The 24581-nt window shown below is 31.5% G+C and carries 23 protein-coding genes and 1 pseudogene; 9 read left to right on the plus strand and 15 right to left on the minus strand.

The window, feature by feature from the left end; genetic code table 11:
- Positions 1 to 35 precede the first annotated feature (35 nt).
- On the minus strand, positions 36 to 1310 hold the full coding sequence (gene purD / locus ACEN2I_RS18365) for a phosphoribosylamine--glycine ligase (protein WP_441767553.1): 1275 nt from the start codon (positions 1308 to 1310) through the stop codon (positions 36 to 38).
- Between the two features lie 134 nt (positions 1311 to 1444).
- On the opposite strand from purD, the gene ACEN2I_RS18370 reads away from it, so the two are divergent.
- Positions 1445 to 2755: a phenylacetate--CoA ligase family protein gene (locus ACEN2I_RS18370; RefSeq protein WP_441767554.1), complete on the plus strand. Its 1311-nt coding sequence runs from the start codon at positions 1445 to 1447 to the stop codon at positions 2753 to 2755.
- Positions 2756 to 2868: 113 nt separating this feature from the next.
- Positions 2869 to 3326, plus strand: a pseudogene (locus ACEN2I_RS18375) (ORF6N domain-containing protein).
- Positions 3327 to 3356: 30 nt separating this feature from the next.
- Here the strand turns inward: ACEN2I_RS18375 and ACEN2I_RS18380 are convergent.
- The 6 genes from ACEN2I_RS18380 to ACEN2I_RS18405 form a co-directional block, all read right to left on the minus strand.
- Complete coding sequence (locus ACEN2I_RS18380) at positions 3357 to 4124, minus strand: glycosyltransferase family 2 protein (RefSeq protein WP_441767555.1); 768 nt, start codon at positions 4122 to 4124, stop codon at positions 3357 to 3359.
- The gene (locus ACEN2I_RS18385; protein ID WP_441767556.1) at positions 4124 to 5476 is read right to left on the minus strand and encodes an exopolysaccharide biosynthesis polyprenyl glycosylphosphotransferase; all 1353 of its coding nucleotides are present in this window, start codon (positions 5474 to 5476) and stop codon (positions 4124 to 4126) included. Before ACEN2I_RS18385 ends, ACEN2I_RS18380 begins: the two co-directional genes overlap by 1 nt.
- Positions 5477 to 6460, minus strand: coding sequence for a UDP-glucuronic acid decarboxylase family protein (locus ACEN2I_RS18390; protein WP_441767557.1), 984 nt, complete (start codon positions 6458 to 6460; stop codon positions 5477 to 5479). It abuts the gene before it with no gap.
- A 100-nt stretch (positions 6461 to 6560) separates the two neighbouring features.
- Positions 6561 to 8240 carry a DUF6909 family protein gene (locus ACEN2I_RS18395; protein ID WP_441767558.1) on the minus strand — a complete coding sequence of 560 codons (1680 nt, stop codon included), beginning with the start codon at positions 8238 to 8240 and terminating at the stop codon, positions 6561 to 6563.
- A gap of 450 nt (positions 8241 to 8690) precedes the next feature.
- Entirely contained in the window at positions 8691 to 10175 is a 1485-nt protein-coding gene (locus ACEN2I_RS18400; RefSeq protein ID WP_441767559.1) for a GH3 auxin-responsive promoter family protein, read from the minus strand.
- An 11-nt stretch (positions 10176 to 10186) separates the two neighbouring features.
- A complete protein-coding gene (locus ACEN2I_RS18405) occupies positions 10187 to 10684 on the minus strand; it encodes a peptidase (protein WP_441767560.1) in 498 nt (165 codons plus the stop codon).
- Between the two features lie 208 nt (positions 10685 to 10892).
- Here ACEN2I_RS18405 and ACEN2I_RS18410 point away from each other — a divergent pair, with 208 nt between their 5' ends.
- The gene (locus ACEN2I_RS18410; protein ID WP_074660119.1) at positions 10893 to 11069 is read left to right on the plus strand and encodes a Sec-independent protein translocase subunit TatA/TatB; all 177 of its coding nucleotides are present in this window, start codon (positions 10893 to 10895) and stop codon (positions 11067 to 11069) included.
- A 181-nt stretch (positions 11070 to 11250) separates the two neighbouring features.
- Positions 11251 to 12645 carry a glycosyl hydrolase family 8 gene (locus tag ACEN2I_RS18415; protein ID WP_441767561.1) on the plus strand — a complete coding sequence of 465 codons (1395 nt, stop codon included), beginning with the start codon at positions 11251 to 11253 and terminating at the stop codon, positions 12643 to 12645.
- Positions 12646 to 12712: 67 nt separating this feature from the next.
- Here ACEN2I_RS18415 and ACEN2I_RS18420 read toward each other — a convergent pair whose 3' ends face one another.
- From ACEN2I_RS18420 to ACEN2I_RS18445, 6 genes are all read right to left on the minus strand, one after another.
- The gene (locus ACEN2I_RS18420) at positions 12713 to 12835 is read right to left on the minus strand and encodes a hypothetical protein (RefSeq protein WP_441767562.1); all 123 of its coding nucleotides are present in this window, start codon (positions 12833 to 12835) and stop codon (positions 12713 to 12715) included.
- A 53-nt stretch (positions 12836 to 12888) separates the two neighbouring features.
- On the minus strand, positions 12889 to 13359 hold the full coding sequence (locus ACEN2I_RS18425; protein WP_441767563.1) for a hypothetical protein: 471 nt from the start codon (positions 13357 to 13359) through the stop codon (positions 12889 to 12891).
- Between the two features lie 128 nt (positions 13360 to 13487).
- Positions 13488 to 14117 (minus strand): hypothetical protein, encoded by a 630-nt coding sequence (locus ACEN2I_RS18430; RefSeq protein ID WP_441767564.1) that lies wholly within the window; start codon positions 14115 to 14117, stop codon positions 13488 to 13490.
- Positions 14118 to 14236: 119 nt separating this feature from the next.
- Positions 14237 to 15067 (minus strand): hypothetical protein, encoded by an 831-nt coding sequence (locus ACEN2I_RS18435; RefSeq protein ID WP_441767565.1) that lies wholly within the window; start codon positions 15065 to 15067, stop codon positions 14237 to 14239.
- A gap of 7 nt (positions 15068 to 15074) precedes the next feature.
- Positions 15075 to 16349 carry an AAA family ATPase gene (locus ACEN2I_RS18440; protein WP_441767566.1) on the minus strand — a complete coding sequence of 425 codons (1275 nt, stop codon included), beginning with the start codon at positions 16347 to 16349 and terminating at the stop codon, positions 15075 to 15077.
- A gap of 39 nt (positions 16350 to 16388) precedes the next feature.
- Positions 16389 to 18512, minus strand: coding sequence for a Tex family protein (locus ACEN2I_RS18445; RefSeq protein WP_441767567.1), 2124 nt, complete (start codon positions 18510 to 18512; stop codon positions 16389 to 16391).
- Positions 18513 to 18631: 119 nt separating this feature from the next.
- Here ACEN2I_RS18445 and ACEN2I_RS18450 point away from each other — a divergent pair, with 119 nt between their 5' ends.
- Positions 18632 to 18901: a DUF1294 domain-containing protein gene (locus ACEN2I_RS18450; RefSeq protein ID WP_441767568.1), complete on the plus strand. Its 270-nt coding sequence runs from the start codon at positions 18632 to 18634 to the stop codon at positions 18899 to 18901.
- Positions 18902 to 19044: 143 nt separating this feature from the next.
- Here the strand turns inward: ACEN2I_RS18450 and rpiB are convergent, their stop codons facing one another.
- The gene (gene rpiB, locus ACEN2I_RS18455) at positions 19045 to 19476 is read right to left on the minus strand and encodes a ribose 5-phosphate isomerase B (protein WP_441767569.1); all 432 of its coding nucleotides are present in this window, start codon (positions 19474 to 19476) and stop codon (positions 19045 to 19047) included.
- Between the two features lie 765 nt (positions 19477 to 20241).
- The gene (locus ACEN2I_RS18460) at positions 20242 to 20475 is read right to left on the minus strand and encodes a putative signal transducing protein (protein WP_441767570.1); all 234 of its coding nucleotides are present in this window, start codon (positions 20473 to 20475) and stop codon (positions 20242 to 20244) included.
- Positions 20476 to 20585: 110 nt separating this feature from the next.
- On the opposite strand from ACEN2I_RS18460, the gene rnr reads away from it, so the two are divergent.
- From rnr to ACEN2I_RS18480, 4 genes are read left to right on the plus strand one after another with little or no spacing between them, the layout of a single operon-like run.
- The gene (gene rnr, locus ACEN2I_RS18465) at positions 20586 to 22766 is read left to right on the plus strand and encodes a ribonuclease R (RefSeq protein ID WP_441767571.1); all 2181 of its coding nucleotides are present in this window, start codon (positions 20586 to 20588) and stop codon (positions 22764 to 22766) included.
- 24 nt (positions 22767 to 22790) lie between these two features.
- Positions 22791 to 23459, plus strand: coding sequence for a head GIN domain-containing protein (locus tag ACEN2I_RS18470; protein ID WP_441767572.1), 669 nt, complete (start codon positions 22791 to 22793; stop codon positions 23457 to 23459).
- Between the two features lie 14 nt (positions 23460 to 23473).
- On the plus strand, positions 23474 to 24151 hold the full coding sequence (locus ACEN2I_RS18475; RefSeq protein ID WP_441767573.1) for a LysE family translocator: 678 nt from the start codon (positions 23474 to 23476) through the stop codon (positions 24149 to 24151).
- A gap of 14 nt (positions 24152 to 24165) precedes the next feature.
- On the plus strand, positions 24166 to 24546 hold the full coding sequence (locus ACEN2I_RS18480) for a hypothetical protein (protein ID WP_441767574.1): 381 nt from the start codon (positions 24166 to 24168) through the stop codon (positions 24544 to 24546).
- The last annotated feature ends 35 nt before the right edge of the window (positions 24547 to 24581 follow it).

Below are 24581 nucleotides of genomic sequence, written 5' to 3' on the forward strand. Positions count from 1 at the left end.
AAAAACCTAACCCTTTTATGAGGGTTAAAATTATTTTATATTAAATCGAAACCAATATCTTTTCTAAAATACATCTTATCAAAACTTAGTTTATCTATGTTTTGGTAAGATTTTTTTATGGCTTGTTGGAAATCGTCTCCGTAAGATGTTATTGTTAACACACGTCCTCCGTTAGTAACGACATTTTCGTTATCTAATTTTGTTCCTGCATGAAAAACAATAGAATCTGTAATACTTTCTAAACCTGTAATTACTTTTCCTTTTTCAAATTCTTCAGGATATCCACCAGAAACGACCATAATTGTAGTGGCACTTCTTGGATCAACTTGCAATTCGAAAGCGCCTAATTCCTGATCTGCAACAGCTTGAAATAATGCTACCAAATCAGATTTTAATCTTGGAACAACAACCTCAGTTTCCGGATCTCCCATTCTTACATTGTATTCTATAACGATTGGTTCATTTTTTACATTAATCAAACCAATAAATACAAATCCTTTGTATTCGATTCCGTCTTTTTGAAAACCTTCTATGGTTGGTTTAACAATACGTGTTTCAATTTTTTCCATCAAAACAGCATCAACATAAGGAACTGGAGAAACTGCTCCCATTCCGCCTGTATTTAGTCCTGTATCGCCTTCGCCAATACGTTTGTAATCTTTTGCTGTTGGAAGAATTTTATAGCTTTTCCCGTCTGTCAAAACAAAACAGCTTAATTCTATTCCGTCCAAAAATTCCTCGATAACTACTTTTGAACTCGCAGATCCAAATTTTTCGTGAACCAGCATGTTTCTTAATTCTGTTTTGGCTTCTTCAAGATCCTGAATAATCAAAACTCCTTTTCCGGCAGCTAATCCATCTGCTTTTAAAACATATGGTGGTTGTAAAGTTTCTAAGAAAGCACATCCATTTTCAACCGTTTCGGCAGTAAAACTATCGTAAGCTGCAGTAGGGATGTTGTGTTTAATCAGGAATTCTTTAGCAAATTCCTTGCTTCCTTCTAATTGAGCACCTAATTTTGATGGACCAATAACCGGAATATGGTTTAAACTTTCGTCCTTTTTAAAATAATCGTAAATGCCTTTTACCAACGGATCTTCAGGTCCAACGACTACCATTTTTACATTTTCTTTAAGGACAAATGTTTTTATGGCATCAAAATCGGTTGGAGACATGTCAACATTTGTAGCAATTCCAGCCGTTCCTGCATTTCCCGGTGCAACAAAAAGTTTTTCGCAAAGCGGACTCTGAATCATTTTCCACGCAAAAGCATGTTCTCTTCCGCCTGATCCCAATAGTAAAATTGTCATGGTATAGTTGTATTTAGTTGTGGTGCAAAAATAATTGCTTTTGTACGTAAAAAATAATTAAATCTTAAAAAGTTGTTGATTCTTCTCTATTAGTAATTGGAGAATATTATTTTTGATGAAAAATACGGTTCCAAATGATTTCTCTTTTCGATATTTCGCTTCAATTAAATGGTTTTCCAATAGAGAAAGCCAAGGCTGAATTAGACCAAATTGTGAATTTATCCGAAGAAGATTATATTGTTTTTCTTCAAAATAAAAAAGAGGAAATTGTTGCTTTTCATTTGCAAAACAACACTTTTTATCAGGAATTAGTTGGAAGCAAAATTACTCCAAATTGGGAAAATTTACCCATTTTAAATAAACAGAATCTACAGAAACCTCTTGAGGAAAGACTCTCAAAAGGATATACTTTAAAAAATATTTACCTCAACAAAACATCCGGATCGAGTGGAACACCTTTTGTTTTTGCGAAAGATAAATATGCTCACGCCTTAACCTGGGCATCAAACATTATGCGTTTCGGCTGGTTTAACATTGATTTTAATCATTCGTACCAGGCTCGTTTTTATGGCATTCCGATGGATTTTGCTGGATACCAAAAAGAACGTTTTAAGGATTTTTTGAGTCGCCGTTTTCGTTTTCCGGTTTTTGATTTATCAGATGAAGTTTTAGGAAAATTTCTGGGAAAATTCAAATCGAAAAAATTCGATTATGTTAATGGTTACACAAGTTCGATTGTTTTATTTGCTAAATATTTAGAAAAGAAAAATATCATTCTAAAAAAAATCTGTCCAACTTTAAAAGCTTGTTTTGTTACTTCGGAAATGCTTTTTGAATCGGATAAAACATTGTTACAAAAGCAATTCGGCATTCCGATAATCAATGAATACGGAGCTTCAGAATTGGATTTGATTGCTTTTGAAAATCCAAAAGGCGAATGGCAGGTAAATGCTGAAACCCTGTTTGTCGAAATTTTAGATGAAAACAATAATGTTCTGCCTTACGGTCAAGAAGGCCGAATTGTGATTACTTCTTTGTTCAATAAAGCAAATCCTTTTATCAGATATGAAATTGGCGACATCGGAATTTTAGATGAAAAAAGTACGCCGAAAAAACCAATTCTGAAAAAATTAATTGGAAGAACAAACGACATTGCAATTTTGCCAAGCGGAAAAAAATCACCGGGACTAACTTTCTATTATGTAACCAAAAGCATTATTGAAGATGATGGAAATGTCAAAGAATTTATCATCAAACAAACCAAATTAGATACTTTCGAAATTGAATATGTTTCTGAAAAAGAATTGAATGGTGAACAAATTCAAAAAATTGAAGAAGCGATTTCCTTATATCTTGAACCAAATTTAAACTTCACTTTTACCCGAAGAAATGTTTTAGAAAGAACCAATCGAGGAAAATTAAAGCAATTTAAATCTTTTTTATGATATAAATAAAATCTTACAATTTTTTTTGCTAATTAAAAACTTATGAACGATCAATCTTTACTTTCCGAAGAAACAATTTCTAAAAAATATACTTTATTCGCGGACATAAAGTGATGCTGGATAGCGATTTGGCTTCTCTTTATGATGTCGAAACTAAAAGACTAAATGAACAGGTAAAAGAAATTCATCTCGATTTCCTGAAGATTTCATGTTTCAACTAACTGAAAATGAATACAATTCTTCAAGGTCGCAATTTGCGACCTTGAAGAATGGAAGAGGTTCAAATTTAAAATATCTTCCTTATGCCTTTACCGAACATGGAATATTAATGCTTTCAAGTGTATTAAAAAGCGATAAAGCCATTCAAACCAATATACAAATCATGAGAATTTTTACAAAAGTGAGACAAATGCTTTTGGACACAACCGAAATTAAAGTTGACATACTCCAGATTCAAAAGAAGCTTGAGAATCATGATAAAAACATAGAATTGGTCTTTTCTTATCTGGATGAATTGACAGAGAAAAAGGAAAATGAAAAGGAAAGAGTGAAAATTGGATATAAAAAATAATTGGAGGTTATAAATTATGACTTTAAAATCCTAAATTTTCTTTATATATACAGGTTTTATAATCAACTGTGTAAATAAAAATAGGATCATCAAAAAAACAGAAAACACAAAATTAAAGCCATGGAATTGGCTGTAAACACCAAAATTGTGTTTGATTAATTTGAATTTTGATGATGAAATAGAATCTTTTCTGATTCTGTAAAAGGCTAAAGATTCAGGGACTGGTTTTGTAACCTTAATTTGCTTTAAAATAGTAAGCCAGATACGCCAATCTTGTCTTTTTTGAGTAGCTTCTAAAGTAATTTTTCCAAAATAATCAGCGTCATAAATTGCCGTTAAATTGCCAACATAATTGCAAAAAAACAATTTTTCGTACGTTAAATTTGCAGGCGCTTCAACTCGTCTGTTTAGCAAGTTTCCTTCTTCATCAATACAATCATAAAAACTAAAAGTGAAAGATAAATTATTTGCTTTTAAAAACTGTATTTGCTTTTCTAATTTCGAAAGAAACCATATATCATCTGCATCTAGAAAAGCGATATATTTTCCGGCTGCTTTTTCTAAAGCGACATTTCGGGCAAAACCATTTCCGGAATTTTTTGATAATCTAGACAATTTAAACCTAACATCTTTTTCGGCAAATTCATTTATGATTTTTACAGTTTCATCAGTTGAAGCATCATCTACCAAAATCATTTCCCAGTTTTGATAACTTTGATGCAGTACAGACTGCAAGGTGTCCCTAATATATTTTTCGGCATTAAAAGTTGGCGTTATGATAGAAACTAAATCACTCATTAATACGCTTTTTTATCACCCTTAATAATATGGTAAATCGTGATTAAAATAATTTTCAGATCTAACAAAATGGACCAGTTCTCAATATAAAAAATATCATATTTTACCCGGTTTATAATATCATAATCCGATTCAATTTCGCCTCGAAAACCTTTCACCTGTGCTAAACCAGTGATTCCCGGTTTTATAAAATGGCGTACCATGAATTTATCTACTTTCAAGATATATTCCTGATTATAGCTTACCATGTGTGGTCTTGGTCCCACAACCGACATATCTCCAAGTAAAACATTATAAAACTGTGGCAACTCATCAATACTGGTTTTTCGAATAAATTTTCCGATTTTTGTAACTCTCGAATCATTTTTAGAAACCTGGTTTGGATAGGTTTCATTTGTCATTTCCATTGATCTAAACTTATAACAATTGAATTCCTTGTTATTAAGTCCATTCCGTTTTTGCTTCAGTAAGACAGGTCCTTTTGATTCCAATTTTATTAAAATTGCCAAAATTGGAAGAATCCAGGAAAGAACTCCAATAATAATTACTATTGAAAAAATAACATCAAAAGTCTGCTTCATTATTTTATACAAATTTTCATCGAGACGGATACTTCTAAGTGCAATTACAGGAATATAATCATAATATTCTAAGATAAAATTTCTAAAAAACATTTGATTCCCATCCGGTATAAATTTCAAAGTCTTTAGATTACTATCTGCAAAATCAATAATTTCGTCAATTTGATTCTGAGATAATCCTATAGTAGAACAATACATTTCGTCCATTTGTTTATTTAAAACAAACTCAAACATTTCTTCAATATGTTCGTTTTTTACTTCTTCAAATTCAAAAACATGAATCAGTTCATATCCATAGTCCGGATTCTCAGTAAAGAAATGTTTTAAAGGTGAAATACTGGCTTGATTCCCTAACAATACAACTCTTCTGTGATTTCCGCCAAATACTACCCGATACGTCTGAAGAAAATAATAGATTGAAAACTTAATGAATAAAATAAGAATAAATACAAACCATAAATAAAACAGTAACGTTTTAAAACTGGTTTGATTAGCATAAAAAAATGCTAATGCAAAAACTACGAAACCAAATAAACAGGCTTGTTTTAATGCACAGTTTAAAATGGCAATAACTTTAGTATATCGATAAACTTCATAAAAACCTAAATCAGAAGCAATACCAATCCAACCGATATTTAGTACAACTAAAAATAAAATTTGATCTACAGGAAAATGCGCGATATAAACCGCAAAAAAATTGATAATAAGCAAATCAATCAAATAGGAGAATGGGCGGATGTAGCCTGAGTATTTTCCTGTTTTTGTCCGCATTTATTTTATATAATTTGAAAAATCCTTATGTTCTTCTTTTGAAAGTTCTTCTTTTGAAAGTGATTTAAAATAATCATAGGTGATTTTCATTCCTTCGGCACGGTTTACTGTAGCTTCCCAACCTAATAGTTCTTTTGCTTTTGTAGTATCGGGCTGGCGTTGCAAAGGATCGTTTACCGGTAATGGATGGTACACTACTTTTTGATTAGTTCCGGTAAGTTTTATAATTTCTTCAGCAAAATCCTTAATCGTGATTTCATCCGGATTTCCAATATTTACCGGATACACATAATCTGAATGTAACAATCTGAAGATTCCCTCTACCTGATCATCAACATAACAAAACGAACGGGTTTGCATACCGTCTCCAAAAATAGTCAGATCTTCACCACGAAGAGCTTGTCCAATAAAAGCCGGAATTACACGGCCATCGTTAAGTCGCATTCTTGGTCCGTAGGTATTAAAAATACGTACAATTCGGGTTTCAACACCATGAAAAGTATGGTATGCCATTGTTATTGATTCCTGAAAACGTTTTGCTTCATCATAAACCCCGCGTGGTCCAATGGTGTTTACATTTCCATAATATTCTTCTGTTTGCGGATGAACTAAAGGATCTCCATATACTTCTGAAGTTGAAGCAATTAAAATTCTTGCTTTTTTTACTCGGGCTAAACCTAATAAATTGTGGGTTCCTAATGATCCTACTTTTAAGGTTTGAATTGGAATTTTTAAATAATCAATTGGACTTGCCGGTGAAGCGAAATGCAAAATATAATCTAACTCTCCTGGCACATGAACAAATTTCGTGATGTCATGATGATAGAATTCAAAGTGCTCTAGTTTGAATAAATGTTCAATGTTTTTAAGATCTCCCGTAATCAGATTATCCATTCCAATAACATAATAACCTTCTTTGATAAATCGGTCACATAAATGTGATCCTAAAAATCCTGCAGCACCTGTAATAAGTATTCTTTTCATATTAATTTGTTTCCTGCAGCAAATTTACTTTTTTCAACTTTATAAAATAAATTTAACATTTATCTTTTTTCTATTATTGACTAAACTTGTGATGAGCTGACTATTTAAGATTTAAAATTTGTTCCAGAATTTTTATCGTAATTAAATACGTAGGCTTTACTCCTGTAGTTCCTAAGCCCCCCGAAGCCAATGTGCTTCCTGTTTCTAAAGGATTATCTGAAGCGTAATAGGCATATCTGACCTTGATGTCATGAGGTACACTTTTTCTGATTTTTGAAGCAGATTGTATTGCTTTCTGATAATAAGATCCTTCCATTTCAAGACCGATTACTCCCCAGGTCGATTCATGAAAGAATTTTAATAACTCCCTGTTTTGTAAAGAAGTTCCTAAAACGGTAACCATGGCGCCTTCAAAAACAGCAATGTCGTTTCCTTCAAACATAGCACCTGTCAATTCATTTTCGAAGAAATAATTATCTGCTGTTCCTTCGTTTATATGTGCTGACGGAATCATGATATCTCCTTTCCCGCCTTCCAGAATTCCGGCCTTTCCCATTATCGAAACTGATTTAACATCTAATAATGTATCTTTTTTGTACGGTTTTAAAAGTTCATCTATGGTTTCATAAGCCTGTTCGCCAAAAGCATAATCCATTACTATTATTACCGGTTTAGTTTCGTCAGACTTGGTTTTAGGAAATGCTGTTTTTGTCCAGTCAATTTTGGCAGTATCAAAAATCTGAACATCTATATTGGTTCCTGATGTATCCGGCAATGAAATCATTCCGTTTTTCAAAGCCAATTCTTCCACTATAGCTCTGGTTTCTTTGGCTGCAGATTTGCTTAATTCTTCGTAAATAAAGAAATCTGATTTGTCTTTAAACTTGGTTTTCAACAAAGGTGTTGCAAAAATAGAATTCATTACACTGTGCATGTTTGCACTAATGACATGAATGGGTCTTTTTAAAAGACTGTTTGCTTTTAAAACTTCTTTAATATTGGTTGCCCAGATTTCACCATGAATGTGATGTCCTAAACGTTCTCTTAAAACAGGACTAAAAGTGATCGTTCTTTTATTATTATCGATCATTTCCTCGATCGCTAATTTTCCTAACCAATATATTACATGGAGAAAACGATCCGGGGCATTTTCAGAACCAAAAGCTTCATAAATATTCAAAACTTCTTCAAAAGTTCTTCCTAAAATATTGGAAACATGCGAAATTGCTTTTTCTTTTTCGACCAAAGGCAGCTTTTTGGTCTGCATCACTGCTTGTTCCAATTTTAACCAATCGCGCGAAACTTCTCCGCCATCATCTAATAAAACCCTGTTTCTGATTTTATGCGATTCGATGAAAATAAAAGTCAGATGTGTCAGAATATCATAAATATCCGATCTTCCACGAGTGATTTCAACATTCATTTGCTCCTCATCAATTCGGTAACAATTTCGTCGCCTTTTTGGAGGAACAATTGCCTGGAAATGCGATTTAGAATATCCTTCGTCTGAAGTTAAATTGATAAAACGACATTGTTCAATTCCTATTGGAAGACGTTCAATAACATACAAAAGCCCATTCAGTTCTACTTTTTCCTCGCCTATATTTCCATAAATTTCTGGACGCAAGGCCAATAATGATTCACGCAGACTATCGCCTGAAACTCCCATTGGCTTATAAAAACCACGGTTGAATAGGTGGCGCATTGTTATGTACATTTTTTCAATTGCCGCAGATGATTCCTGTGCTCTTGATCTTGATATATGTTTGGTTTCTTTCATGTGCTTTTATTTAAATTTCTACCAGAGAAAAAAAATGAGTAAGTTGGTTAAACGAAAATAGTAATAATAACGGTAATTTTGTAAACCCTTAATTTTACTAAAATGTTATGACCTCTACTCATTAGAATAGTTTTCAATATACATCATTTGATGTAAGATTCTGATAATTTCTAATTCTCGTACTTTGTGAGTTAAGTAAGTGTTTTTATAAAAATCCTACTTTATTTTAATAATTAATTAGAATATTTTTCGTGAAGATTACTCATAAAGGAATGATCAATATTCTTAACGAATCCTGATTTCTCCCCTTTTTTTTTAAATTCTTTTTTGTCTATTTGTTTTAAGTAGTATCGCAATTTTATTCTGTCATAATTAGCAACTTTAATCAAATATAGCAATAATTAGTTTTTTGTAGGATTTGTGATAAAAGTAATGAATTTAAAATTTTATTTATTTCAAATTATCCGCAATCTTTCTATCATTCGATAATCTAGGAATTTTATTTTGTCCGCCTAATTTTCCCTGCGATTTCATGTATTCCTGAAAACCGTTTTTAGACACTTTGGTAACCACTATTTTTCTCAAAACATTGCCAGTGATTAAATCATCATAATAAATGTTTTGTTTTCGCATCGAATTGTCAATCGCTTCCGCAAAAGAGTCTATGTTTTCAGGTTCACTTTCAAATTCTACAAACCATTCGTGATAAGGTAATCCGCCTGATGGATTAATTTGTGGTGCTACAGTAAATTCGTTTATTACAATTTTAGTTCCTAGCGTCGCTTCTTTCATGGCATTTTCGACTTCATTGGCAATCACGTGTTCACCAAAAGCAGAAATATAATGTTTAATTCGGCCCGAAACTATCACGCGATGTGGAAATAATGAAGTAAACTGAACCGTATCGCCAATATTATAACGCCAAAGTCCAGCATTGGTCGAAACAATCAAAGCATAATTTACACCTGTTTCTACTTCCCCAATTGTGTAACTTTTAGGATTTGGTTCAAAAAATTCATCCACTTTAATAAACTCGTAGAAAATTCCGGAATTCAGTAACAACAACATTCCTTTTGCTTTTTGAGAATCCTGATAGGCAAAAAACCCTTCAGAAGCAGGAAACAATTCAATGCTGTCTACTTTTCGTCCAATCATCTTTTCAAATTTTGCACGATATGGTTCGTAATTTACTCCTCCGTAAATAAAAAGGTTGAAATTTTTAAACAAGTCACCAATTTTCTTACCACTGCTTTTCTCCTGTAAGCGCTCAAAGTACATTTGAACCCACGATGGAATTCCAGATATAATAGTCATGTCCTGTTCAATAGTTTCTTCTACAATTGCATTTACTTTGGTATCCCAATCCTCAATACAATTGATTTCCCAAGACGGCATTCTGTTTTTCTGCAAATATTTCGGAACAAAATGTGCCACAATTCCGGAAAGTCTGCCAAACTTAATTCCGTAATTCTCCGTCAAAATTGGGCTTCCCTGCAAAAAAATCATTTTACCATTTACAAAATTGGCATTTCCTGTTTCGTGTATATAATGAAGGATAGCATTGCGTGCTGCAGTTACATGCGTTGGTATCGATTCTTTTGTCAACGGAATATATTTTGCTCCGGAAGTAGTTCCTGAAGTTTTAGCAAAATACAATGGTTTCCCTTTCCAGAGAATATTTTTTTCACCCATTCGTACCTTGTCGATATAGGGTTTTAAATCTTCATAGTCACGAATCGGGACATGTTTTTTAAAATCATGAACCGTTTTTATTTTATCAAAATGATGTTCAACACCAAATTGGGTTTGTTTTGCGCTATTTATTAAACTCTTAAATATTGCTTGTTGCGTTTCAACTGGTCTATTGGACCAAGCTAAAGTCTTATAGTATATTTTACTGGCAAATAATTTTGCTGCTACTGATTTAATAGACATTTGTAATGATATTATTTCTTGTCAATTTTATTCTTATTTTGAGTCTTTTTACGTGTCTCTTTTTCTATCTCTTCGACCTTTTCTCTTAATTTTAATTCCTCTTCAGACGGTTTCATATCCACTTTCTGAATTTCCTCTGTTTCTGCCAAAATGGAGTCTTTATTGAATTTGGCATAATCTAATTCGCCATTTAGTACCTTCTGAATTGATTTAATGTAGGCTTCATTTTTCTTTAATGAATTTGTTAGGGAATCCGATTTTATGGCCAATTGCATTGCATTTCGTTTCAACTGTGAAGAAGAATATCCGGGAATAAGTTCTCTCAAAGGTGTAAAAGCAATTATATAAGTAGTGATTAGAATTAAAAATATGCCGCCTAAAGAAAAAACTACAAAAACATTCATTAAGGTAAGCCTAAATGAAAAAATTTCTTCAAAAGTATCTTCATTCAAAATTACTAAGCGGTTTTTAATAAATAATTTTTTTCCGAAGTTCTTTTTCTTATTCATTTGTGGTATTTATACTCGCAAATATAACAATTAATGAACTTGTTGCTACGGGTGAAATTTGGACAAATCTACTTAATTCATTATTTTATAAAATATTTAACGTTGCCCAAAACAAATATTTTAATCCAAAAACTATTCTTCTTCATATATTTCTATATACCTTTGCTCAAAATTAGAAACAATTTGCTTCGGCATTAAATATACGATCATGGGAAGATTAGGTCTTACAGAAATCCTTGTAATAGTAGGTATTGTGATTTTACTTTTTGGAGGTAAAAAAATTCCAGAATTAATGAAAGGCTTAGGAAGCGGAATTAAGGAATTTAAAAACGCTGCCAAAGACGATCAGCCTGCTGTGAAAAAAGAAGAAGAAGAAGTTAAATAAGCCTCTTCGAAATAAATGCTGAAATCCCAACTGAAATCCCGATGATTTTAGTTGGGATTTTTTGTGCTAAATTTTAAGCTTTAGAAAATTCATATTTTAAAACCCAAAAATGAAATTTCATTTTTAGGTTTTTTATTTATATAAAAAATCTTACTTTTAGAGTCCCTAAATTTATATAAATATGAAAAACCTATTTCTACTGGTGAGTATTTTACTATGTATTGAAAATTATTCACAAACCAAACCCTTCCCCGCCAATATTGTCTTTAATAATGGCTTAATGGCAACTTCTAAAAATAGTCAGGATGCTAAAACCAATTATGATGTTTGGAAAACTAATTTTGTTGAAACCTGTACTAATGGCAGATACAGAGTAAAATTTGACAACTCCTGGCAAACTGTTTCTGAAGGAATCGGTTACGGGATGCTTTTAAGTGCTTATGCTGGTGATAAAACACTTTTTGACGGACTTTGGCTGTATTATAAAGATAACGTTAACAGCAATGGTGTCATGAACTGGAGAATTAACGGCTGTTCCGGAACTGATGGAGCAAACGGAGCTACAGATGCCGAATTAGACGCAGCATTTGCATTAATCATTGCCGATTATCAATGGGGTAGCACCGGAACAATTAATTATAAAAATGACGCTACAGCATTAATTTCTGCTATTAAAACTCATGAAATTGAGGCCAATACTTATGTACTAAAACCAGGAGATGCTTTTGGAGGAAGTCAGCTAACTAATCCGTCTTACTTCTCCCCAGCTTATTACAGAGCTTTTGGAGCTTTTACAAATGATGTTGCTTTTTGGAATTCTGTTGCCACACAATCATATACAATTATCAACAACAATTTAACTCAAAATAATGCTGTTGGCGGATTGGTTTCTGACTGGTGCGAAGCTTCTGGTAATTATTCTTCACAAGCCAGCGGATATGCCAATCAGGGTAAATTGTATACATATGATGCAGCCAGAACACCCTGGAGAATTGCTGTAGATTATCTATGGTACGGAAATAGCGAAGCCAAAAACTATTCAAAAAAAACATCAGATTTTGTTCGTGTTAACTTAGGAGGATCTGCCAATATTAAAGACGGCTATAACCAAAATGGTACGGCTAGCGGACAATGGCACAATGCTACTTTTGTTGGGGCTTTTGCCTGTGCCGCAATGGCAGGAGAAAATCAGGCACATTTGGATGCCTCCTATGCCGATTTAAAAAACCTAAACGAACCAAACAGTTATTTTAACCACACATTAAAAACATTATATTCATTTTTACTGACCGGTAATTTCTATCTTCCGCCAACTGCAACTTTATCAAATGATGATTTTGATATTGAAAAATCTACTGTTACACTTTATCCAAATCCGAGTGCTGATAAATTTACGGTTTTGGCTCCTGAAAATTCAATCGTTACGGTTTTCTCTCCACGGGGAAATCTTATTTCAGAACAAAAAACAACTTCTGAAACTACCGAAATTAATCTCGCCAGTGAATCATCTGGCTTGTATCTGATAAAAATTACAAACGGTACTAAAAGTGTTACCAAAAAAGTGATTTTAAAATAATCCTAAAACTGAAAACTCCAAAATTACAAGTTATAATTTGGGAGTTTTTTTATATCGTTTGTGAACCTTATTTACATTTATTTCTTTCGAAAAGAGAGATTAACTGTTCTAATGCTGTTTTCGTTTTAAAATCTTCTTTTTCAATAGCAGCAACAAGTTTTGGACATCCTGCAAAAGCTTCTTTAGACATTTTTTTGATATTGGTACCTGTTTGCGTATGAACCACAATACCCGCACTGGATTTTAAAAAACCAAAATACAGTTCATCACTTTTTTTCTTTCCAAAAAAATACGTGGTATCGCCAAACTGTCCTGAGTTGATCCTTTTGAAGCATTGTATTTCATTGTTCCTGCAAAATCGACACAGCCTACTTTTATATCTCTGTCATAAATAATGTAAAACCATTTTTTCTCTTTTGATTTCGAGAACTTTCCAGTAAAAGCATTGGCAGAAGTTAAATACAATCTTTCGGCTAAAAACTCATTTTTGTCATCATCTGTGAACTCTATTTTTTTGATATCAGCACTTACAATTTTTTCTTTTTTGGCTTTTTCATCTGTTTTGAAAACTACTTTAGAATCGCTGTTTTCAACCAATTCGGCTAAACCTGTTTTTTTGGTTCCGTCTTCCATATACAAAACGGCTTTAATAAATTTAGCATGACCAATAGTCGAAAATAGAACTGCAATTGCAATTAAAATTGTTTTTTTCATGATTTGGGGGATTTAATGATTTCTTACAAATATATGGTATTGATAAGAATTATTTTAAAAGAAATAAACAGAAACTCCCAAACCACTATGCAGCAATTTGGGAGTTTAAAATTTATATTAAAATGTCTTTATTTGCAATTTTGAATGTTATCAAAAATTCCAATTATTTGATTTAATGCGTTATCTGTAGTAAACGTTTCCTTTTCAATTGCTTCACTAATCTTGGGACAATCTCCAAATACTTCTTTAGACATTTTTTTCATTCTTGCATCTGTACCTTGTGATTTCAAGACATTTCCCATAGAATTATAGCCAAATACTAAATCATCACTCCCTTTCTTCTCAAAAAAATAAGAGGAATTGGCTGATCTGAAATTATTAGTTTTACTACTTCCCTTGTCATATCTTTTACCAATTTTGAATTCCTTATCATAAACAATATTAAACCAGTATTTGTTTTTAGATTTAGAAAAATTTCCGGAAAAAACATTTAAGCCGGTCAGATACAAATATTCCATTGTAATTATTTGTCCCGATTCATAAGTATAAACGATTTTACTGATTTCAGCACTGGAAATTTTTTCAGTTTTTGCGTTTTCATCTGTTCTAAAATAAACTTTAGATTCATTATCTTCAACAAGTTCTGCCAAACCTGTTTTTGGACTTCCATCTACCAGATATAAAATAGCTTTATAGTATTTTGCATGCCCAATAGTTGAAAATAGAACTGCAATTGTAATTAAAATACTTTTTTTCATGATTTGGAAATTTATGATTTCACGATATGATTGATAAGAAATATTTTAAAAGAAATAAACAAATAGAAACTCCCAAACCACAATTGTAATTTGGGAGTTTTTATCTTTTTACAAAAATATTAATATTCTTTGAATCCATTTTTAACAGCACATCTTATCATAGATGACCATTCTGAATCCACTTCCTGTGCGTTATCAATTATAGTTTTAAGTCCATTCAAAATTTGAATTCCTTCTAAATCTAACTCTTTTGCTTCTAATAATCTTATTGTTTTATAAATTTGAGCTTTCTCTCTATAAAATATTTCTCTTTGTTCAAAAAGTCTATTTATTCTAATTTCATGTTTTTTTGAATACTCTATTCCAAATTCTTTTCCATGTTCCAGTGAACCAAAACCAAGATAAGCTATAGTTTTTTTCCCTTTTTCGGTTTTTCCAAATGGTAAACTTTCTCTATATTCTATTTCATCTTTCGGTTCATCTTTAGAAGGATGGACAAATAAGGAAACTTCATTATCAATTTTAAAATCATTTAATTGAGCTCTTGTATGCTCTATTTCAATTGGGAAAAAATCATTTTTAAAAATCTGATTACATACCTGACAAGCTAAAAACAGATTATCCCAATCATAAGCCAGCCAAAAATAACCAGGATACATACTTTTTCCTTTAAAATCTGAAGAATAAGCTGCTTTTGGTCTAAAATGTTCTACATCGCTATTACTTCTGGTGCTTTTTGTTTCACAGTAACAACATTTATTTTTCTGAACACTTTCTAAAGCTTCCCGAACAATATCAGAATTATATATTGTACTTAATGCTTCAAATTTTAATTCTCCAGAATTATATTTTTCTTTATTATTTGAATACTTTTCTATATCAATTATAGTTTGAGCAGAACCTTTATTTAATAATTTTTCTGGAGCAGCATCCTTAACTATCTTTATCATATGGAAACTATTTTTTTAATAGTTCAGCAGCTTTTTTAATCAATTCTTCTGCATTGATTGCTTCTTTAGATGAAAAAACGGGAATATCGTTAAGTTTTTGATTTATAAAATCTAATCTTTCTTTATCAGAATCTGTCAACTCGTTTTTTAAAAGAATACTCGTTTTTTCATTTCTTATTTCTTCAAAAGCAATTGATTTTGAACTACTTAATTCAAACAAATCAGAGGTCAAAATTTGATCTATTCTCCAGCCTTTTACTTCATCTAGATTACTATCAATAACAACTTTATCCCCTTCTCTTCTACAAACTACGATATTAGCTTTTTTATCTAACGCAGCTTGTACAATCAATGGACTATGCGAGGTAGCTATAAATTGTGCTTTAGGAAAATGTTGAGATAATTTATCAATTACAGTTCGTTGCCACTTAGGATGTAAATGCAAATCAATTTCATCTATTAAGATTACAACTGGTTCAGATAAGGCATTAAGACTTTTAGGGTATTTCTCCATCATTTTGGAGGCAATGTCAACAACTAAAGCTATTAATGTTTGATATCCAAAACTTAAGTTTCTTAAATTTATCCAACCAAAAGAAGTATTTACTTCTAATATCGGTTTTGAATTACTTTCATTGATTGGTTTTGAACGAATATCCTTTACATCAGGCAGCATATCTATCAATACTGATTTTACTACTTCAAACTCTCTATAAAATTTTTCTTTAGTTTCTTCTTCTGATTTTATTGATGCCCATTCCTTTTGTAAAAACCATTCTTCTGAATTTACTAACTCTATCGATTCATCAAAAAGAGAAGTAATTCTCATATTTCCTTTTTCATTACCTGTTAAACTCTCGCTTTTACTCATTCTTCGAGAAGCTCCATATGATAATAATAAAGGAAAAGATATATCTCCTTTTGTTCTAAAAGATCCTGTAATTATATCATTACCTGTTAAATAAAATCCTTTAATATCATTATTTACTTTTAATTCAACTATGGTATTTTTTGAAGTTAATAAAGGATTAAAAGACCAAATAACTGGGAAATAATTTATTATATCTATCGAACTCGGTTGCATCCTGTCCAAAACTCTTAGCAAAGTAGTTTTCCCTGTACCATTATCACCCAAAATAATTGTCCAAGGAGAATAATTACCATTTCCATCAGATAAATCTAACGTTTGCTTATCCTTGAAACAATTAATTCCTTCCAATTCTAAAGAATAGAAATAATAATGATTTATATTTTCTCCTACCACATCTTTTATATTTTCCATTTGAATTTCAATTATTAACAAAAATACGAAGATTTTCTTTTACAAAACCATCGTCAACTGAATCCTCTTTCTATCTTCATCAACCTCTGTAACTTTCACATCAACGTGCTGGTGTAATTTCACCACTTCATTTACATCGCTTACAAAACCGGCTTTCAATTGGGAAATATGAACCAATCCACTTTCCTTGATTCCAATATCAACAAAACAGCCAAAGTTGGTAATGTTATTGACAATTCCGGGAAGAATCATTCCCGCTCTTAAATCCTTAATTGATTTTACGTTGGCATCGAATTCAAAAACCTTAGCCGACTTTCTTGGGTCTAATCCTGGCTTTTCAAGCTCTTTTATGATGTCTTTTAAGGAAAGCAAACCTATTTCAGGTGTAATATAGTTTTCCGCCTTGATAAGCGCTGTTTTCTCTTTGTTCGCAATTAAATCGTTTACCGAAAGTTTCAAATCTTTTGCCATTTTCTCTACAACGGGATACGCTTCCGGATGGACTGCCGAATTATCCAACGGGTTTTTAGCATTCGAAATTCTGATAAAAGCCGCACCTTGTTGATATGCTTTATCGCCTAAACGAGGTACTTTTTTGAGTTGTTTTCTATCTTCAAAAGGGCCGTTTTCAGAACGATATTGTACAATGTTTTCTGCCAGCTTTTCTCCTATTCCACTTACATAACTCAGTAAATGTTTACTTGCTGTATTAATGTTAATTCCAACTGAGTTTACGCAGCGAATTACAGTATTATCAAGTTCTTCTTTCAGTTTGGTTTGGTCAACATCGTGCTGGTACTGTCCTACTCCAATGGCTTTCGGATCGATTTTTACCAACTCTGCCAAAGGATCTGAAAGTCGTCTTCCGATAGAAACCGAACCACGAACGGTGACATCATAATTTGGAAATTCTTCCCTGGCAATTTTTGAAGCCGAATAAACCGAAGCTCCGGCCTCAGAAACTATAAAAACCTGTATGGGTTTATCGAACGCAATTTTTTTGATCAACAATTCCGTTTCTCTCGAAGCGGTTCCATTTCCTATAGAAATCGCATCAATCTGATACGCATTGACCATTGAACGGATTTTTTTAATCGCCATACCTTCCTCGTTTTGAGGTGCGTGTGGATAAATGGTTTCATTGTATAATAAATCGCCTTTTTCATCCAGACAAACTACTTTACAACCGCTTCTAAATCCCGGATCTATTGCGAGAATTCGTTTTTCGCCCAAAGGCGGCGCCAATAACAATTGCCCTAAATTATTCGCAAAAACCTGAATCGAATTGGCATCAGCTTTTGCTTTGGCTTCCTGCAACGTTTCGTTTCCAATCGCCGGATTCAATAAACGTTTGTAACTGTCTTCAATCGCCAATTGCAAATGTGCTGTTGTGCTATTTTGTTTTTTGATGATGATTTCGTCAATAATATCGTAAGCTTCATCCAAATCAACATCTACTTTCATCTTTACAAAACCTTCATTTTCTGCACGAAGCATTGCTAATAAACGATGTGACGGCGCTTTTGTCAAAGGCTCTTCCCAATCAAAATACTGACTGAATTTTTGGGCTCCCTCCTCTTCTGCTTTCTTTTTTACAACTTTAGTGGCTATCGTAGCTTTTCGTTGAAATAATCTTCGCAGTTGCTTACGGACATAAATGTTTTCGTTGATCCATTCGGCAACAATATCTCTGGCGCCTTGCATGGCCGCTTCTTCATTAATCACATTTTCATTAATATATTGCGTCGAAATAAAATCGACATCAACATTACTTTCCGACATGATAATTTTAGCTAGTGGTTCTAAACCAAATTCACGGGCAACGTCTGCTTTCGTTTTTTTCTTCTTTTTGTACGGAAGGTAAAAATCTTCGATCTCCTGTAAATCAAAACTTTGTTCAATTTTTTGCTTCAGTTCCGGTGTAAGCGCTTTTTGCTCTTCTATTGATTTTAAAATGGCTTCTTTACGTTTTACAATCGTTTCATATTCTTTTTGAAGTTTGGCAATCTGTTCAATTAAAACCTCATCCAGGTTTCCGGTTGTGTCTTTTCTGTAACGTGAAATAAACGGAATTGTACAATCTTCTTCTAATAATTGTACTGTTTTTTGAATGTTAATCGCAGCTGTTTGTACAGTCTTGGCAATGAATTGTATGTTTGTCATTGTATGAATGAGATAATGTGTCAATTTGAAAATTAGATAATTAATTCCATTTTTAACATCTTTATAAATAGAATTAATTATATCGCTAAAATAATATCTTTGTTTTTAATTCTAAGCCTATGGAAGTTTTATTCGCGTATTTTTTTATTGTAAATGGTTTATCGTTTTTATTAGCTGGTTATGATAAATATTTAGCTAGAAATAATAAACGAAGAATTTCTGAAAATACGCTCTTTTTAATGGCTCTTTTGGGAGGTTCAATTGGTTTGTTGTTGGCAATGTTAATGTTCAGACATAAAACGAGTAAAACTTCTTTTATTATAAAATTTGCACTGATTTTTTTAGTTCAGATTATAATACTTTGTCTTCAATTAAGTAATAAGCTTTAGATATTAACAATGTTAATAACTTAAGATAATCATTATAATTAACTGAATTTTAAATATTTAAATAAAAAACCGAGTGAATTTTAAAAATCCGCCCGGTGTGTTTATATTTTATTTGGTGCGAAGCACCCGATTTTTTTGCCTTTTTACTGACAGGCAATTTTATTAACTCTGTTTTGGTGTCTTCCGCCTTCAAATTCTGTATTTAGAAAAGCTTCAACCATTTCTACTGCTTGTGGAATTGATGTAAAACGTGCCGGAATACTAATAATGTTAGCGTCATTATGTAAACGAACTAAAACAGCAATTTCTTTAGTCCAGCATAAACCAGCTCTTACTTTTGGGTGTTTATTCACTGTCATGGCAATTCCGTTTCCGCTTCCGCAGATTACGATTCCAAAATCAGCTTTTCCTTCAGATACATCATTCGCAACCGGATGACCAAAATCAGGATAATCAACAGAATCTTCAGAATCTGTTCCATAGTTTGTTACTTCATATCCTTTTGCTTTTAGCATGGCAACAATTGCTTTTTTATACTCCGGTCCTGCGTGATCGTTTCCTATCGAAATTTTCATTTTAAATACTATTAAAGTTGTGTTTTGCAAATTTACTCAATTAATAAATGTTTGTTAGGAATTACATTAATTTTCACAAATTTTATTCTGTACAACTTAAATTTGCATTTTAAGTATTGAATAATGCTTATAGCATATTTAGTGGAATTCCTATTGAAACAACATATGATACAATGAGCTTACTATCAAATATTTATCACTTATTAACAATCCTAAAATATCTATAAGGATCTGATAATCAATTAGAAATAAATATTTTTTTTGTTAAAATTTTAGAGTGTTAATACTAAAACCTAATTCGTTGATATTCAGTTAACTTTAAGTTAACATTATTTGTTAATAAGTTGAGATAGAAAATTAGAACTATTTTTTGGTTGTGTCGAAAAAAAACTTAATCCAAAACAGAGATTAAAAATCCTAATAAAGTTTAAGGAATTTTTATAAAAGTTATTAATATCAAAAATGCAATTTTCAACAATTAGCAACATGTAAAGTTATTTACAAAATGAATTAATTTTTGGTTGTCAACCGTTGTTAATTAAAATAGAAAAAGTCTTATAAATTAATCATTTAACAAAATATAAGTATGTTGATAACTCTATATAACTAAGAAAAACTTCATTTCAATACTTTTAAAAATAAATTTATTCGACATATTAACACACTATAATAACCATCAAAAATTAATTAAATTTAAAATTTTCTTTTTGTTGTATTTAATATATGTTGACAACTTTGAAATTTGAAAAGAGAAAAAAAATAGGTTTAAACAATTTTGAGAGGATTATTGAGATTATCCAGAATTTGCTGAACTTCGTCGAAATCGTCCGGATGAACTTTAAGTTTAATACCGCCTATTGCGTTTGAGTAAATTGGCATAAGGGAAAGTAGTATTTCGTTTTCAAAAAAATACGGAATTTCTTCTTGCTCTAATAAGTGTTTGAGAACCACTGTTTCGTGCTGATAATTGAATACGGCGATGGTCTTAAAGCTTTCCATATAAGGTCTTTTTGTAAATGTACGAAAAGTTATATTTTTAATAATTCTATTTGTTAAAAAGTATTATCTAATATCTTATTTGTAATTTTAAGCCTTATAAGAAAAGATATATGAGTAAGAAAATTAGAAAGCCGATAAAAAATGAGAAAGATTTCTCAAGTAAAATAATTAAAATTTTATCGCAAAGTCCTAATAAATCATTCAATTATAAACAGATAGGAGCAAAACTTGAGCTTGATGATACAAAAAGCAGAAATCAGATTATAAAAGATTTAAAAATTCTGGCTGCTTCAAAAAAGATTATAGAAACTGAACCTGGTAAATATTTAGTAAAAGCTGAAAGCCAGGATTATTATGAAGGAACAATTGATATGACAAGTCGTAAAACGGCTTATTTCATTTGTCCTGATTTCACAGAAGATGTTTTTATTCCGACCAATAATTTGAATCGTGCGTTAGATAAAGACAAAGTAAAAGTTTATGTTTATAACAGAAGAAAAGGAAAAAGACCTGAAGGTGAAGTAATTGAAGTTATAGAAAGAAATAAGACAGATTTTGTTGGAGTTATTGATATTCAGGCCAATTTTGCTTTTGTATCAACTGCAAATCCTAAAATGTATACTGATATTTTTATTCCAAAGGATAAAATTGGAGAATCTGAAAACGGAGATGTTGTTTTGGTTACGATTGAAGACTGGCCAAAAAGAGCAGATAGTCCGTTTGGATCTGTGATTAAAGTTTTAGGAAAACCAGGAGAACACAATACAGAGATTCACGCTATTTTGGCTGAATACGGTTTACCATCAGATTTTCCGGTAGAAGTAGAGGTTTTTGCACAAAAAATAGATACTTCGATACAGGAATCTGAGATTGCAAAACGTCGTGATATGCGTGATACTCTTACATATACGATAGATCCAAAAGATGCAAAAGATTTTGATGATGCCTTGTCTTTCAAAAAGTTAGAAAATGGAAACTATGAAATAGGAGTTCATATTGCCGATGTTTCGTATTATTTGGAGGAAGGAACAATCTTAGATGATGAAGCCTATCAACGTGCCACTTCTGTTTATTTAGTAGATAGGGTAGTACCTATGCTTCCGGAAGTTTTATCTAATTTTGCGTGTTCATTACGTTCAAATGAAGAAAAATATACGTTTTCTGCCGTTTTTGAAGTCTCTCCAACTGCACAAGTTATTAACCAATGGTTTGGAAGAACGGTAATTTATTCAGATCAGCGATTTGCTTATGAAGAAGCGCAGTATATCATTGAAACAAAAGACAATACGATTCCAGTTGATATTTCAATTACAGGGGATTCTTATGTCGTTTCAGATGAAATTGTTGAAGCTACTTTAAAATTAAATGAATTAGCGAAGATTTTGAGAAAGAAAAGAATGGCCAATGGCGCAATTTCATTTGATAAAGTAGAAGTAAAATTCAACTTAGATGCTGAAGGTGAACCGGAAGGAGTTTACTTTAAAGTATCCAAAGATGCCAATCACCTAATTGAAGAATTCATGCTTTTAGCCAACAGAAAAGTAGCCGAATACATTGGAAAACAAAAGAAAACCTTCATTTACAGAATTCACGATGAGCCAAACGAAGACAAGTTAATTGCAATGCAAGGTGTAATTGCTAAATTTGGTTATAAAATAGATTTCAGAAATAAAGGAGATATTTCTAAATCACTGAATGCTTTAATGGAAGAAGTAAACGGTAAAAAAGAGCAAAATCTAATTGATACGCTTGCCATCAGAAGTATGAGTAAAGCCAAATATTCTACAGAAAATATTGGTCATTACGGTTTAGCTTTTGATTATTACAGTCATTTTACTTCACCTATTCGACGTTATCCGGATGTTATGGTGCACAGATTATTACAGTTTTATCTGGATGCAGGAAAATCTGTAGATGAAGAAATTTACGAAACCAAATGTTTACATTGTTCGAATATGGAAAGTTTAGCAACAAATGCTGAACGTGACAGTATCAAATACATGCAGGTGAAATACATGCAGGATCATCAGGATGAAGAATTTCTGGGTGTTATTTCAGGAGTTACCGAATGGGGCATTTATGTTGAAATTGTTTCAAATAAATGTGAAGGAATGGTAAGAATAAGAGAAATAAAAGATGATTATTATACTTTCGATGAAAAACAATATGCCTTAGTTGGAGCAACTTCAAACAGTATATTGCAATTAGGGGATGAAATTTACGTTAAAGTAAAAAATGCTGATTTAGTAAAAAAACAATTGGATTTTCATTTTTTACGAAGAGCAGAATAGTATTTAAATTTAAAAAATTAGAAAATGAAAAAATTAATTATAGGTGCTGCAATATTACTTGCACAATTGTCTTTTGGTCAGGTAACCAAAGCATTAGGAGATTTTGATTCGGTTAAAGTATTTGATAAATTAACTGTAAAATTAGTTGAATCAGCTGAAAATAAAATTGTTATTAAAGGAGCAAGAGAATCAGAAGTTGAAGTTGTTAATAAGTCTGGTTTATTAAAATTAAGAATGCCTTTTCCAAAATTATTATCAGGAGATGATTTAGATATTACGTTGTATTATAAACATATAGAACTTATTGATGTAAATGAAGGTGCAACTGTTACAAGTTCTGAAGCTATAAAAGCAACAAGTTTTAAAGTAAGCGCTCAGGAAGGTGGTAAAATTAATGTAGATTTGGATGTTGATAAATTAAAAGTAAGTTCGGTTTCGGGAGGTGAAATTACTTTAACCGGAAACGCTGACAACCAGGATGCAAGTTTAGGAGCCGGAGGATATCTATTAGCAAGTAAATTAAGTACTTCTCAAACTACAGTAAGCGTTTCTGCGGGAGGAAAAGCAGATGTGAATGCTTCTACACTTGTTGAAGCAAAAGTAAACGCAGGAGGCTCTATTTACATTTATGGTAAGCCAAAACAAATTAATCAAAAAACGGTTTTTGGAGGTAAAATTGAAGAAGTAAAATAACAAAGTGAATTTGAATGATAAATGATATTTTAGCTGGACTGCCATGGGGACTTTTTTTAAGTTTTATGGTAGGTCCGGTATTTTTTATATTATTAGAAACCAGTATTACAAAAGGATTCAGAGCGGCAATTGTCTTTGATTTTGGTGTAGTATTAGGTGATATTTTTTTTATAGCCATTGCCTATTTAGGAAGTTACAGACTCATTCAGAGTTTAAAAGATAAACCGGCACTCTTTATTTTTGGAGGCATTATTATGTTGGCCTATGGTATTATTTCTTTTGTAAAACTAAAGAAAGAAGAAAAAATTAATGATGAAGAAATTGATCGTGATATTATTAAAAGAAACTACGGAAGCTTATTTATAAAAGGCTTTTTATTGAATGTTATTAATATTGGAGTATTAGGTTTTTGGCTTGCTGTAATCATTTCTGTAGGTCCAAAATTAGAAATGCAAAACTCCAGAATGTTTACCTTTTTTGCTTCCGTTATCATTACTTATTTATTGATTGACTGTATTAAAATTTTATTAGCCAAGCAGTTAAAATCAAAAATGACGCCAACTAATATTCTTAAAATCAAAAAAGCGATCAGTATTGTTTTAATGATTTTCGGATTTGTTTTAATTATTCAGGGATGGTTTCCAAAAGAAAAAGAAATGGTTAAAAATGCTTTTGAGAAGATAGAAAAGTAATAAGATTAATTTTTATGAAAACACTTTTACTTATTTTAATTATGATTTTTTTCAGTTGTAATAACTCGAATAAAAATGAAATTAAAAAGAAAGAAATCATAAAAAAGAATCTAGAACCTTTTTTTATCTCAGATAAAATTGATCATTATTATTTAAATATTTCTGATTTTTCGGTTTATGATATTCTGAGAAAAAAAGTAATTGTTGATGATCAAATTAAGTTAAGTGGTTTATTGAGTGGTAATTATCCTAAAAGTATTTTAGAGCCAAATTTTGAATCTGATTTATTAAAATTTCATTTTATAAAAACAGAATTGACTAAAGAAAAGAAGATTGAAATAGAAGAGGTTTTTACGGATCACAACATATTGTTGTGGGGAAATATTAAAATCTAGATATTTGTATTTTAAAATTCCCCCTAATGCAAGAT

This window comes from Flavobacterium sp. W22_SRS_FK3 (assembly GCF_052113665.1).
Taxonomy (GTDB): Bacteria; Bacteroidota; Bacteroidia; order Flavobacteriales; family Flavobacteriaceae; genus Flavobacterium.